Below are 11,814 nucleotides of genomic sequence, written 5' to 3' on the forward strand. Positions count from 1 at the left end.
TCGGGGCGGCCGATGCCGCCCCGAATCCGCTCCTATTCCGTCGAATGCGTCAACCCCTGGTGCCGACTTGAGATCACACCCAGTCCGCCCCAGGGGTTTTCGCGCCGAATCGTTTAGACGGCGGTAACTCCCACCGCCTGAGGGCCCTTGGGTCCCTGGTTGACCTCGAACTCGACTCTTTGATTTTCCTCAAGGGAGCGAAAACCGTCCCCTTGGATCTCAGTCTGGTGGACGAAAACGTCTTTTGCGCCGCCGTCAGGGGCGATAAATCCAAAACCCTTTTCGCTGTTGAACCACTTCACAGTTCCCTGTGTCATACTAACTTCTCTCTTTTCAAGTGGATGTAATTTAGATCCATCCATGTCAACCGTAACACAAATAATCCGACAAATGGGGCCGGTGGAAAAATGCCGGCGCCTTTTGTTTGATTGCTTCTCCAGACGTCTTGGTAGGTCGTGTGCCCGATGCCGCACGAGGTCAAGGCCGTACGCACGGCCGGACTTCGGGAGGTTGCGCCCCGGCGTTTGTCGGCATGCGGCAATGCCTCAGTCGCTGAAATCCGAGCGGTCTTCGTGCGTTTTGCGGCGCGGTTCTCTTTCAGTGACTTCCCCGACTTATTGGTCATAGTTCGGCGGGGAAATTATCAGACCGCCGGCCTCCTCCGCTTCGCCACGCTAGGCCGGGACGTTCGCCTCAATGTGTCTGCGCCGCAGAACAACTGCGCAGCCTCATCGACCTATGGGCGGGCTGTTCTTTCTTCCTCGCCGCACTTCAGCAGGCTGTCGACGGTTGAGACATTGTCCGGGCCGGCCGCCGCCATCATGATGGCGTGTGCGTCATCTGGGTCGGCCTGCGGCGACACGACCAACAGCACGATTCTCTTGCGATTGAGCCCGAGGACCTCGATGGTGTTGACCGGCTGGATGCGGTATCCGTCGAGTCGTACCGTTCGCTCGCCGGTCGCGAATTTCGCCGGTGGGTTTGCCCATTCGCTCAGGTTGTAGATCACTCGGCTAATCGGTCCGAGTCGAACGGACAGCACCGACAGCAGATCTGGCAGCTCTGCCGTCAGGTCCTCACTGTGCGGCCACCATGCCCCATCGACGAATCCGCTCTGGGGCGCTTTGGACTTGAGCCTCAAGCGCGGCGTGTGTGCCGGCGGGGTACGCCGGTGCCCGACATCCATGTCGTCATTTTTCGGCGTCATAGTGACGCTCCCGTCTCGACCGCGATACCGGTCAAATCATTTGAATCGGCGACGACATGGCTTTGAATAGTCAGGTACGAAGTATCACCAATGCTTCCCAGCCTACACGTGTTGTCCAAAACGATCGCCGGCGAGGTGGCTGGCGTGATGAACCGATCGGGCACGCGTTCTCAGCGGATGGAAACCAGTTGGTCGATCGAATCCACGGGCAAGTCTCCGTCAATGACGGCGGCGACAGCCAGTTGGTTCAGCGTGATCGCGCCTCTGTGATTGTCGAGGAACGCCGTGTCGGAGGCGTCACGACCGGTGGCTATGCGCACCAGTGTTTGCCGCGGCGCGAGCAGGGTCGCATCGACCACCCGCCATTGGCCCTCGACGAAAGCCTCGGCGACCGCGTGGAAGTCCATCGGATACACGCCCGGCGCGTACACGGACACCAGGCGGGCCGGGACGCTGACCGCACGCAGCAGCGCTAGCACCAGATGCGCGTAGTCGCGGCACACTCCTTCGCCGGCGAGCAACGTGTCCACGGCCCCGTCGATGGGATCGCTGGAGCCGGGCACGTAGTTCAGCCTGGTGCCCACCCAGGAGCTCACGTGCTCCAGCAGCGTCGCCGGGTCGATGTCGTTACCGAATTCGGTTGTGGCGAAACCGTAGAACTTATCGGCCTCGGCGTAGCGGCTGGGCCGCAGATACATCGACAGGTCGTATTCGGTCACCGGGGCCGGATCGGTCTGGCCCACGATTGTCGCCGAGTAGTCGACTTTCAGTGTGCCCACCGCCGCGTCGAACTTATGGATGCGGTTGCCGTGCAGTCCGCTGATTTCCAAGGGGCGGATTGGCAGCCCGTTGAGGACGAAACGCAGCGACTCGAACACCTCCGTCCGCGGATGCGGTGCAACGGCAATCTGGAACTCCAGCGTGGTAGGCGCGAGGATCTCGACTTCCATCTCGGCGCCCACTTCTCGTCTCATAGCGCGATGATGCGCTAGTCGTTCCGGCTTCGCCACTCCAGCGCGACGCAAACCCCTCATCGAGCTGGAACAGCAAATACAACAAGCGAAATCAACAGCGGGCGACCGGATCGCCGGTCACGGCGCATCGGAGTGATTCTTTCGACGTCGAGTCTTACGAGGCTGTCACGATGCCTTGGCGTACCTGCGAACTACCTCGTCCTCGCCGAACGTGCTGGTGTAGTCGCGGCCCTGGTCGTCTCTGCCGAAGAAAGTCCATCGCTTTGGACTCCTCTGCGGCCCGCTGATCAGCTTGACCCTGAAGGGCAGATGGGTGGGATGCATCGTGCCGATGATGTCACCGACCCGGATCTGCGACGGATGGGTCTCGGGTGCGTCGCGCCAATCCTTGATGGCCATGTCACCTACCCTTTCAACAGACGTTCACAGCGACGCAATCGAGTGCGTCCGTGCCGAAGTTGGCTCGAGTTCGTCGTGCGCGCGCGGATTCGGGGTAGCTCTCGAATTCCGTTCTCTAGCGCGAACATCGGCGCCGATAGCGGTCGGCACGTTTTCCATCATTCTGTCATTCCGGGACCGGCAGGGGCACACGGCACGAGTCCGGAATTCCGCAAGCGGTGTCCGCACAGTGCGCTTTCCACACGCGCCGCGCCTACGACGTCGTGGCCGGTCTGGAATTCCCGCGTGTTCTGCTCTATGGGAGTGACGGGAAGGGCCGCGGCTTGACGCAACACCATGATGGCGAGAGTGGCGGACGTTCGACACGGCACCACCAGCAGATTCGTCGAGGCGCGACTGCCGGTGACCATCATCAGACGTTGGTGTCCGACAGCGCGCCCCGAGTCGACTTTCCTGGCGAGATTTAACGCGTCCAGGTCGGGTGCGCCCTCCAACGACGACCAGTTGACGCTGATGGAGACGATCTCGCCCAAGCGCGCGAAGAGGGCGTCAACGAGTTCCGGAAGCTCCTGCGGTATCGATGCCGTGCGCGGCCACCACGCCCCGCCGAGAGGCCCACCCAATTCACTCGCTAAGGCAAGCCGCACCGGGCTGGCCAACCGCCGGCCACGCGCCCCTCTGTTCATGGGGCTGACGTTGCCGCGATCGAAGCGCGCACAGGCAAGCGTTTACGCCCGATTGACCGCGAGCAGGGTGGCGTCGACGAAATCGCCACCGCCACTGGGCGACCGGGGCTGAACCCTTGACGATTCATCGACGATCCCTTCGCTTCGGACGGACCCGACACACGAAGGCGGGGATCGACAACGAAGCCAAACCGTTTCGGTCGTTTACCACAGATCGGCGTTGGCGACGAAATGCCTATAGACGACACTACACCCCACGGGTCGCGACCGGGCAGATTCAGACATCTGATTGAGATAGCGTCTGTTCATTGGCCTTGCTCGGCTGGCTCACGCTTTGCGAAAACCGTGGCGCGAAGCGGTATGTCACACCCCGCAGCAGCCCGCCACGCGCGGGCCGAGATGTGCGCCATTGTGATCGCGCTACCCAAACCAGGGATGTTTTCGCGCATCCAAGTTGAGGAAAGTTCTGCACCGGTGACTGTGAAATGGTCAACAGCGAAAGGGGCTTCGGTTTTATCGCTCTTGACGGCGGAGCGGGAAAGTATTCGTTCATCACTCCGAAATTCAGGGGAGCGGTTATCCGTCGCCGAAACAGAATCAGAGTCTGCAGTTTGAAGTCGGCCAAGGGGCTGGGACCCCGGGCAACGCGAGTCACGGGCGACCCCATCCATTGCCGGCCCGCACGCTCGAGTCACGAGGGCTGGTCCCAGGTATTGGCCGAGCTGTTTCTCGGATGTGACCTTGTCGCGACAGCGACCCAGGACGCTCATCGTCATGGCGGTACTTGCGGTGCTCTGCGCGCTCGCGACGGCAACATTGATCGGCTACTGCCTGGGTCGGCGCGCGGGCTCGTCGCCGCCATCCTGGAAGAAGCGGACGAGTCGGATCGCCCTGGGCAGGCTCGTGATGAGCCTGCTCGTGTTAGCGACGGCGCGCCGCGTCCGGCAGCGCTTCCACGCCCGGCGCACGCTCCCCATCGGGGGCCTGAGAGCCGTTGGGGCCGTTGATGTCCTGCGCGCGGGCGTAGTGCGGATCCTCTCGTATTGAGGGCGCGATATAGCCTGTGACATCCGTTCGACACTGGAGAGGACGAGAATGTCAGCACTGCAAGGCAAGGTCGCGCTGGTGACCGGTGCGTCGTCGGGCCTGGGCGCGGAAACGGCCCGGCTGTTTTCCCGTCAGGGCGCAACGGTTTTCGGCATCGGCCGCGACACCGAACGTTTGGCCGCGGTGTTCAAAGACGTGGCACGCGGCGCCTACGCCTCGGTCGACGTCGGTTCGGCGCAGGCCTGCAGTGATGCGGTCGAGCGGTGCGTAAACGAGTTCGGCGGGCTGGACGTCCTGGTCAACGTCGCCGGCAAGCACCAGATGCGCCGAACCGAGTCGATGACCGACGACGACTGGGCGCAAGACCTCGCGGTCAACCTGAATGGACCGTTCTTCCTGTGCCGCGCCGCGCTGCCCCATCTGCTGGAACGAGGCGGCAACATCGTCAACGTCGGCTCGATTGCCGGGGTCGAGGGCCAAGCCTACTCGGCGGGCTACTGCGCCGCCAAGCACGGTCTGATCGGTCTCACCCGCGCGCTGGCGGTCGAGTACACCGCAGATCGCCTGCGCGTCAACGCCATATGCCCGGGCGGCATGCTCACGCCGCAGATCGAACAGTTCAGCGCACCGGAGAATCCGAACTACGACCTGATCCTGCGCACGGCCTCACCGCGCGGCATGATGCAGCCCCTTGACGTCGCGAACGTGATCGCGTTCCTCGCCAGCGACGCCGCGTCCGCCGTCCATGGCGCCGTCTATCGCGTCGACAACGGCAAAGGTGCCGGGTAACAAGCCGGCTGCCGTTCACTGCTTGGTGCCCTCCAAGGTGGAAAGGCACTTAGAAGTCTGATACGTGACGTCGCGGATGACGGTGCGACCGCCTTCTGTGGCGAAGACACCCCGCATGGTGCCGCCACCTCTTCCGGCGGGTCCGCCGCTGGCCTGAAATGATCCATCGGCGTTCAGGGTCCCGGTGAGAGCGAACCCAGCATCAAGATGGAGGGTCAGTGCGCTGCCTTCATGAGTCACGGTCATCGTGCGGTCGCTGAGTGTTCCCTGGCAGCTGTCGCTGAGCCGGTGCATCACGTAGGTGCCATCGATCTCGGGTTGGTTCCCAGGGTTGGGCACGGGCTGGGGCGGTGGGAGGGGCTGGATGCGTGGGGTGTCGCTGGCGCCGGTGGTTCCCGCGGGCCGATTGAAGGGTTGCCCGGTGACGACATCGATGAGGACGAAGACGGTGATGGTCACGTTGCTGGGCTGGACGGCGGCGAGCGCCGTGGGCTTGTAGCCGGCCCAGGCCGTGCCGACAGGTTTCGGATCGCCCGTCAGCGCGGCCGGCGCGGTGAGGGGGTTCCCGCAATAGCAGCGGGCGCGGGGAACCCCGTGCGCGTCGACGAACACGGCGGTGCCCGCCTGGAACACCGATTGCAGGGTGGTGGGGTGTGTCCCGTCGAATCCGTGGTTGGTGACCCGGGTGTCCAGCCGCAGCAGCACGGGGGTGAGTTCGCGCAGGTAGGTGGGGATGTCTGCGGGGGTGAGGGGGCGCGCACCGCTCCAATACAGGGTGGGGTCGGTGTTAAGCGCCTCGACGAACGCGCCGGCCTGGGCGGGGTGGCCGCCCAGGAAGGCGATCATCTTTTCACGGTCGCATTCGGCGTTGTTGAGGGTGCCGCCGTAGAGGCCCTCGCGGTCGCCGGGCAGCGGCTGGGTGGCCACCGGGGTGCCGCCGCCCTGCGGCTGCAGCGTGGGCGGCGGCTGGGTGTTGGTCGGCGGCGGGGACCCCGCGGGGGGCATGAACGCGTTCGTGCCGGGGTCGGTGGCGCCGGTGAGCACCAGTTCTGCGGCGGTCGCCTTGGGCGACATGCCATTTCGGAGTAGCACCGCACCGACGCCCGCGCCGGCGATCAGCAGCACCGCCGCCAACGCGATCAACCATTTGCGCCTCGACCGGGTCGCCGCCGGCGCCGCGCCGGTAGTCCGGCGCGCGGGAATGTCCTTCTGCGGAGGCGGCACCTGCAATTGGGTGGGAACCTGCCCGGGCGAGAGGGTGCCGTTCTGCGCGACGACGGTCGCGTCCGATCCGGCGGAGGCGAGCGCATGTTGTGCTGCGGAGGCCAGCGCCGCGCAGGTGGGGTATCGCTGGGTGCGGTCTTTGGCAAGAGCGCGTTCGATGACGCCGTCCATTTCCGCGGGTATGCCGGGGGTTTGGCTGGGCCGCGGGGGAGGCAGGTACAGGTGTCCGTGCATCAGTTGTTCGGGGGTATGGCCGGGGAAGGGCGGGGATCCGGTGAGCAGGCTGTAGAGGGTGCAGCCGAGGGCGTACTCGTCTGCGCGCGCATCGAGGATGATCGAGGGGTCGAGTTGCTCGGGCGCCGCATATTGGAGGCTGCCGTGGAACATGCCCGTCGCGGTGAGACCGGTGCGGTCATCGAGGGCTTTGGCAATGCCGAAGTCGGCCAGCAGAACTCGTTCGGCCTCGCCGGCGGCCGGTCGGGTGAGCATGATGTTGGCGGGTTTGACGTCGCGGTGCAGCACGTCGCGGGCGTGGGCGAAGTCGAGTGCCTTGGCGGTCTCGGAGACGATCCGGACGGCGCGCGCCGCCGGCATTGGTCCGCCGCGTACCACGGCCGCGGCGTCGGAACCGTCGATGTACTGCATCGCGATCCACAGCTGTCCGTCCTGGTCGCCCCGGTCGTAAACCGCGACAATATTCGGATGGTCCAGGCGGGCAATATGGTCCGCCTCGCGCAGAAACCGGGCCCGCACGTCGTCGTCGTCGGTCATGGCGCGGGTGAGCAGCTTCAGGGCGACGAGTTTCGGCAGGTTGGGGTGGCGCGCGAGGTAGACCGCGCCCATTCCACCGGCGCCGAGCAGTCGTTCGATTGTGTAGCCGGCAAAGACCTGACCAGGCTGCAACCGTGCTTGTGCCATGATCACCGCCTCGTCGGGGACGACCGCCCGCCCCTATGGTCGCACCCGACGGCGGTTGGACAAGCCTGTTTGCGCCGGAAGGCGCCTACGCTGCAATGGACACGTCCGAGGAGGCCTATTGGGACACGCGAGCTATGTCATCGCCTCCACCCCTCGTTCGGGTAGTTCGCTGTTGGCCGCCGGCCTCGTTGCGACGGGGGTCGCCGGGCGGCCCGAAGAGTATTTCGCGGCAGACCACATCGAGGCGTACAAGAAAGATCTGGGCCTGCCCACCGACTGCTCCTTTGCCGAATACCTGGCGAAGGTCATGGATTTCGCGGCGACGGACAACGGCATTTGGGGCGTCAAGATTCATTGGCGGGATGTCGTCTCCCTCGCGCAAGCCCTCGGGTTCACCGGCGATCCGGCCGCCGTTCTCGAGACGCTTTTTCCGACAGCGGTTTTCGTCAACATCGTCCGCGTCGATCGGCGCGCGCAGGCGATATCGCTGTTTCGCGCCGAAACCACCGGTGAGTGGTTTCGTTCGCCCGGCCCGTCCGAAAAAGAACGCCCCTGGGGGCTGTATCTGGGCCGGCCAACGCCGCAGCGGCCCGCGGTCGATCTGACCGGCGTCGCGCCGACGCGCGAGCAGATCGCCGCGATCGAGCGCGGCCTCGGCGCCGAACAGGCGGCCTGGACCAACTACTTCACCACCCGGCGTCCCAAGGTGCTGACGGTCCGCTACGAAGAGCTCGACGAGAACTATCACGACGAGATCGCCCGAGTCTTGCGGTTCGTCGGCGTCGACCCCGCACACGCCGTCGGCGTCCCAAAGCCTCCGCTCGAGCGTCAGTCCGACCACATCAACGAGCATTGGCGGCGACGAATCGACGACGAGGATCGCCGCTATCCGGTGCAGTGAACCTCGACGACGCGGCCCGACGAGACCTTGGCCAACGCGGCCGTCTGAGCGGCCGGCGCGGTCGAGCCCCAGTCGGCGCCCCACCCGCCGGGCCCGAGCGCCAAAGCGACACAACGGTTTCGGGTCCAGCCCGCGACGGTGCAACCCGCGCCGTGCCGCTGGCAGTTGCCCAGCGCGACGTGGGTGGCCTCCTCTAGCGTGGTGGCGTTGTTGGCCCAGCCCGTCCAGCCGGTGACGGGGGAGTAGGCGATCACGGCGTAGCGGTCGACGGCCGCGGCCTGCGCGGCGGGCGAGGACATAAACGCAGCGCCGAAGAACGCGGCGGCGGTCAGGGCGATGAGGGCGTAGATGCGGTGGCGGGTCATAGCGGAACCTCGTGAGTCGTTTTGGTGGACGAACTCACCATCGGGCGCGCCGCTTGGGAGATCCTCAAGAAATCCTTGGTGCTAGCCTCGGATGACGCTCACCGAGGGGGCTGCCGCCGTGCACTGGGCGCTTCGAGCTGCTTGACCAGCAACCCGACGTCCCAGTAGTCACGATGGCTTGTCAACTTTCCGTTCTGATCGAAACGACACGCGGCGATCCCGTCAACGGCAAATTTGTGACCGGTCGCATCGATCTGGTCGCCACCGGGAAGCCGGAGGGGGCCGTTGATCGAACCGCTCCACGTCCACTCGTAGTAGGCACGGCCGTCCTGCACCGCGGGCTCGGTGAACACGATGTGCGAATCGGGGGAGAACTTCAGCATCCAACGGTGAAAGCGCTGGATTCCTTCGCGTCCGACATAGGTCCCTTCCATCGCAACGTCGGTGTAGACACCGTCCTCGGCGAAGAAGGCGCAGAGCCCTTCGGGGTCTTCCGTCCAGGCGCGACCGTATGCGTCGGGAAAGGCGGCGTCGGCGGGATGAGGGCTCTTCGATGGCACACGAAAAATTTATCACAGATTCAAAAATGTCCGTCGGGATGGATTGGCGTCGGGCAAGGCGCCAAGACGGGCGGTCGGTGTGCCGAGTGAACGTCACATTGCCCCGGCATGACGGTTCGGCGTGACGTCGGCATTCGACGCGCCGCCGCGCACGGGTGCGGGCTATGAACTAGGAGTGAGCAACCACCACGTGAACCTGACACAGCAGGAAAGTTCGTTGATCGGCGAGAGTCATCCCGAGGCTCTGGCCCGCATGGACGAGCAGGCGCTGAAGGACTTGCAGAGCCGGCTTCGGCAGGCGCGCGAGAAGAACTTCAGCTTGCTGCGCCGTCGGGGTGCGGCTCGGGTGGAGGCCGAAGGGGCGCGAGGCTCTGCCCAGCCCGCCAACGAGAAGCGCGGCGAAAAGGTCGAGATCTTCGACGAGGCATTGGCTCGGGTGAGCGCGCACCTCGGTGCCCTGTCTGACGCGGAGTAGCTACGGCGCTCGGCGGAGGTCGGCGAGCGAGTTGCGCGGCCCACCGTCCAACCGGATCTGCACGGCCGCCACCGCGAGCATCACCGCCGCCGTCACCAGGTGCACCACCGCGTCGGTGGTGTTGTTGGGGAAGGTGAACACGAACGCGACCTGATGCGAGAAGAAGGCCCAAATGCCCGGCAGCGCACCGGCAATCGCCGCGGCGATCAGATACAGCACGGCCCACGACTTGCGCAGCGCGAACACCAGGCCCGGGCCGAACAACGCCAGCCCGGCGACGGCGTGCCAGCCGTTGTAGTCCATTCCGAGCAGTTGAACCGTCGGCGCACCCGGCCCGGTCGCGAAGCTGGGCTCCATGATGTACCCGACAACCGCCTGGATGACGTGCAGAACACAAATGATCAGCAGCCCGATCTGGGCGAAACTCCACCTCACGTTGCACCTCCTTGCGCACGGTGGGATAGCCCAGATACTACGCTCGGTAGTAGACCCTGACAATCCTCGAGACTGCAACTACGCACACTCTTGTCGGCGTGTCGTGTACGTGGTGTAAGTGTCGCGGTCGCCCCGCCAATGCCGGCCCGACGGCCGGACCCGTCACTTCCGCCCGGGAAGCTTCATCATCGTCCGCACGACGGGCACCAGCGACTTCTGCCAAAGCGTCGACGGAATGCCAAGGGGCGGATCGAGATTGAACACGCGCGCGGCCGCGATCGTCTGCGACTCGGTGTATTTGAGCAGGCCCTCAGCACCGTGGCGGCGGCCGACGCCCGACTGGCCCATCCCGCCCATCGGCGCGCCGAGGCTGCCCCACGCGAACGCATAACCCTCGTCGACGTTCACCGTTCCCGACCGCAACCGGGCGGCGATCTCCTGGCCCTCGGCGGTGGACCCGGCCCACACGCTGGCGTTCAGCCCGTACTCGGTGTCGTTGGCCTTCTCGACTGCCTCGTCCACGTCGGCGACGGGATAGATCGACACCAACGGCCCGAACGTCTCGTTGGCCGCGCACTCCATCTCCGGCGTGACGTCGGTGAGCACCGTCGGCTCATAGAACAGCGGTCCGATGTCCGGACGTGCCTTGCCGCCCGCAATCACCCTGGCGCCCTTGGCCTTGGCGTCGTCCACGTGGTCGGTCACGGTGTCCAGCTGGCTCGCCGAGATCAGGCTGCCCATGTCGACCGAGAAGTCATAGGCGCTGCCGAGCTTCATGTTTCGCACCTCGGCGCCGAACTTGCTGGTGAACTCGTCGGCGACGTCCTTTTCGACGTAGATCCGCTCGATGGAGATGCACAGCTGGCCGGCGTTGGAGAAGCACGCGCGGGTGGCCGCCTTGGCGGCCTTGTCCAGGTTGGCGCCGCGCGTGACGATCATCGCGTTCTTGCCGCCGAGTTCGGCCGAGAACCCGATGAGCCGACGGCCCGCGTGTTCGGCGAGCTGTCTGCCGGTGGCGGTCGAGCCGGTGAACATCAGATAGTCGCAGTTCTCGATGATCGCGGTGCCGACCACCGAGCCCGGACCGGGCACGATCGCGTACAGCGCCCGCGGCAGCCCGGCCCGGTACAAGAGCTCGGCGCACGCCAGCGCGCAGTACGGCGTCTGGCTGTCGGGCTTGAGGACGACCGCGTTGCCCGCCACGAGCGCGGGCACCGAGTCGGACGCGGTCAGCGTCATCGGGTAGTTCCACGGCGAGATGACGCCGACCACGCCCTTGGGCTGGTAGACAACCGTCGTCTTGCCGACCGCCGGGAGCAGCGCCTGCACCCTGCGCGGCTTCAGCAGGCCGGCGGCCACGTTCACGTAATAGTTCGCGTTCGCCATCAGGTCGACGATTTCCTCCTGCGCCGCCCATCGGGCCTTGCCCGCCTCGGCCTGCAGGAGGTCCATCAGGAACTGGCGGTTCTCGACGACCAGGTCGCGATAGCGGCGGATGACCTCCACCCGCTCGGCGACCGGACGCTTCGCCCAGTCGACCTGCGCCGCGCGGGCCTCGGCGAACGCGGCCTCGACGTCGGCGGCCGTGCCGATCGGGACCGTGGTCAGCGGTTTTCCGGTGAACACCTCGTCGATCGTCTTGGTCTCGCGCGCGGTGATGTCCTTGATCGCGACCAGCTGGCGCAAACGGTTGAAGACCTCGGCTGACGGTGCGGGCATATCAGTACCTCCCCAAGAAGCGCGGGCGCCCAAACCACCAGCCTATGCCTGGCGGCCCCGGGTCGGTAACGGTTGGGGCACGGTCCGGTCGCCCCACGGCACGTCACGCGGCACC

At 65.5% G+C, this 11,814-nt stretch carries 14 protein-coding genes and 1 pseudogene; 5 read left to right on the plus strand and 10 right to left on the minus strand.

Annotated elements, in window-relative coordinates:
* Positions 1 to 113: 113 nt before the first annotated feature.
* From AC5Y7V_RS27100 to AC5Y7V_RS27120, 5 genes are all read right to left on the minus strand, one after another.
* Positions 114 to 317: a cold-shock protein gene (locus AC5Y7V_RS27100; protein WP_499883128.1), complete on the minus strand. Its 204-nt coding sequence runs from the start codon at positions 315 to 317 to the stop codon at positions 114 to 116.
* A 419-nt stretch (positions 318 to 736) separates the two neighbouring features.
* Positions 737 to 1,207, minus strand: coding sequence for a DUF5994 family protein (locus AC5Y7V_RS27105; protein WP_499883129.1), 471 nt, complete (start codon positions 1,205 to 1,207; stop codon positions 737 to 739).
* Positions 1,208 to 1,377: 170 nt separating this feature from the next.
* A complete protein-coding gene (locus tag AC5Y7V_RS27110; protein WP_499883130.1) occupies positions 1,378 to 2,181 on the minus strand; it encodes a transglutaminase-like domain-containing protein in 804 nt (267 codons plus the stop codon).
* 165 nt (positions 2,182 to 2,346) lie between these two features.
* Positions 2,347 to 2,580: a hypothetical protein gene (locus tag AC5Y7V_RS27115; protein ID WP_499883131.1), complete on the minus strand. Its 234-nt coding sequence runs from the start codon at positions 2,578 to 2,580 to the stop codon at positions 2,347 to 2,349.
* A 158-nt stretch (positions 2,581 to 2,738) separates the two neighbouring features.
* On the minus strand, positions 2,739 to 3,266 hold the full coding sequence (locus tag AC5Y7V_RS27120; RefSeq protein ID WP_499883132.1) for a DUF5994 family protein: 528 nt from the start codon (positions 3,264 to 3,266) through the stop codon (positions 2,739 to 2,741).
* A gap of 485 nt (positions 3,267 to 3,751) precedes the next feature.
* Between AC5Y7V_RS27120 and AC5Y7V_RS27125 the strand changes: the two are divergent.
* The 3 genes and pseudogenes from AC5Y7V_RS27125 to AC5Y7V_RS27135 all read left to right on the plus strand — a co-directional run.
* Positions 3,752 to 3,906: pseudogene (locus AC5Y7V_RS27125) on the plus strand (cold-shock protein); the annotation flags it as partial.
* 134 nt (positions 3,907 to 4,040) lie between these two features.
* The gene (locus AC5Y7V_RS27130) at positions 4,041 to 4,313 is read left to right on the plus strand and encodes a hypothetical protein (protein ID WP_499883133.1); all 273 of its coding nucleotides are present in this window, start codon (positions 4,041 to 4,043) and stop codon (positions 4,311 to 4,313) included.
* A 48-nt stretch (positions 4,314 to 4,361) separates the two neighbouring features.
* Complete coding sequence (locus AC5Y7V_RS27135) at positions 4,362 to 5,102, plus strand: SDR family NAD(P)-dependent oxidoreductase (protein WP_499883134.1); 741 nt, start codon at positions 4,362 to 4,364, stop codon at positions 5,100 to 5,102.
* Between the two features lie 15 nt (positions 5,103 to 5,117).
* On the opposite strand, the gene AC5Y7V_RS27140 is transcribed toward AC5Y7V_RS27135, so the two are convergent.
* Positions 5,118 to 7,244 carry a DUF6777 domain-containing protein gene (locus AC5Y7V_RS27140; RefSeq protein ID WP_499883135.1) on the minus strand — a complete coding sequence of 709 codons (2,127 nt, stop codon included), beginning with the start codon at positions 7,242 to 7,244 and terminating at the stop codon, positions 5,118 to 5,120.
* A 118-nt stretch (positions 7,245 to 7,362) separates the two neighbouring features.
* Between AC5Y7V_RS27140 and AC5Y7V_RS27145 the strand changes: the two genes are divergently transcribed.
* Positions 7,363 to 8,145 (plus strand): Stf0 family sulfotransferase, encoded by a 783-nt coding sequence (locus AC5Y7V_RS27145; RefSeq protein ID WP_499883136.1) that lies wholly within the window; start codon positions 7,363 to 7,365, stop codon positions 8,143 to 8,145.
* Here the strand turns inward: AC5Y7V_RS27145 and AC5Y7V_RS27150 are convergent.
* Both AC5Y7V_RS27150 and AC5Y7V_RS27155 read right to left on the minus strand, forming a co-directional pair.
* On the minus strand, positions 8,130 to 8,510 hold the full coding sequence (locus AC5Y7V_RS27150; protein ID WP_499883137.1) for a DUF4189 domain-containing protein: 381 nt from the start codon (positions 8,508 to 8,510) through the stop codon (positions 8,130 to 8,132). The two genes, AC5Y7V_RS27145 and AC5Y7V_RS27150, sit on opposite strands and share 16 nt — an antisense overlap.
* 98 nt (positions 8,511 to 8,608) lie before the next feature.
* A complete protein-coding gene (locus AC5Y7V_RS27155) occupies positions 8,609 to 9,070 on the minus strand; it encodes a nuclear transport factor 2 family protein (RefSeq protein WP_499883138.1) in 462 nt (153 codons plus the stop codon).
* 175 nt (positions 9,071 to 9,245) lie between these two features.
* Here AC5Y7V_RS27155 and AC5Y7V_RS27160 point away from each other — a divergent pair, with 175 nt between their 5' ends.
* On the plus strand, positions 9,246 to 9,545 hold the full coding sequence (locus AC5Y7V_RS27160; protein WP_499883139.1) for a hypothetical protein: 300 nt from the start codon (positions 9,246 to 9,248) through the stop codon (positions 9,543 to 9,545).
* Here the strand turns inward: AC5Y7V_RS27160 and AC5Y7V_RS27165 are convergent, their stop codons facing one another.
* Together AC5Y7V_RS27165 and AC5Y7V_RS27170 are read right to left on the minus strand one after the other, a co-directional pair.
* Positions 9,546 to 9,980, minus strand: a complete 435-nt coding sequence (locus AC5Y7V_RS27165; RefSeq protein WP_499883140.1) for a DUF4383 domain-containing protein — start codon at positions 9,978 to 9,980, stop codon at positions 9,546 to 9,548.
* Positions 9,981 to 10,142: 162 nt separating this feature from the next.
* Complete coding sequence (locus AC5Y7V_RS27170) at positions 10,143 to 11,699, minus strand: succinic semialdehyde dehydrogenase (RefSeq protein ID WP_499883141.1); 1,557 nt, start codon at positions 11,697 to 11,699, stop codon at positions 10,143 to 10,145.
* Between the last annotated feature and the right edge of the window lie 115 nt (positions 11,700 to 11,814).

The organism is Mycobacterium sp. NGS34 (assembly GCF_059812845.1).

What these genes read in the sequence shown, in the direction of transcription:
- AC5Y7V_RS27150 (WP_499883137.1), bottom strand. Translation starts at nt 8,510, where the DNA reads ATGACCCGCCACCGCATCTACGCCCTCATCGCCCTGACCGCCGCCGCG.
- AC5Y7V_RS27170 (WP_499883141.1), bottom strand. Translation starts at nt 11,699, where the DNA reads ATGCCCGCACCGTCAGCCGAGGTCTTCAACCGTTTGCGCCAGCTGGTC.
- AC5Y7V_RS27120 (WP_499883132.1), bottom strand. Translation starts at nt 3,266, where the DNA reads ATGAACAGAGGGGCGCGTGGCCGGCGGTTGGCCAGCCCGGTGCGGCTT.
- AC5Y7V_RS27140 (WP_499883135.1), bottom strand. Translation starts at nt 7,244, where the DNA reads ATGGCACAAGCACGGTTGCAGCCTGGTCAGGTCTTTGCCGGCTACACA.
- AC5Y7V_RS27115 (WP_499883131.1), bottom strand. Translation starts at nt 2,580, where the DNA reads ATGGCCATCAAGGATTGGCGCGACGCACCCGAGACCCATCCGTCGCAG.
- AC5Y7V_RS27110 (WP_499883130.1), bottom strand. Translation starts at nt 2,181, where the DNA reads ATGAGACGAGAAGTGGGCGCCGAGATGGAAGTCGAGATCCTCGCGCCT.
- AC5Y7V_RS27130 (WP_499883133.1), top strand. Translation starts at nt 4,041, where the DNA reads ATGGCGGTACTTGCGGTGCTCTGCGCGCTCGCGACGGCAACATTGATC.
- AC5Y7V_RS27105 (WP_499883129.1), bottom strand. Translation starts at nt 1,207, where the DNA reads ATGACGCCGAAAAATGACGACATGGATGTCGGGCACCGGCGTACCCCG.
- AC5Y7V_RS27100 (WP_499883128.1), bottom strand. Translation starts at nt 317, where the DNA reads ATGACACAGGGAACTGTGAAGTGGTTCAACAGCGAAAAGGGTTTTGGA.
- AC5Y7V_RS27135 (WP_499883134.1), top strand. Translation starts at nt 4,362, where the DNA reads ATGTCAGCACTGCAAGGCAAGGTCGCGCTGGTGACCGGTGCGTCGTCG.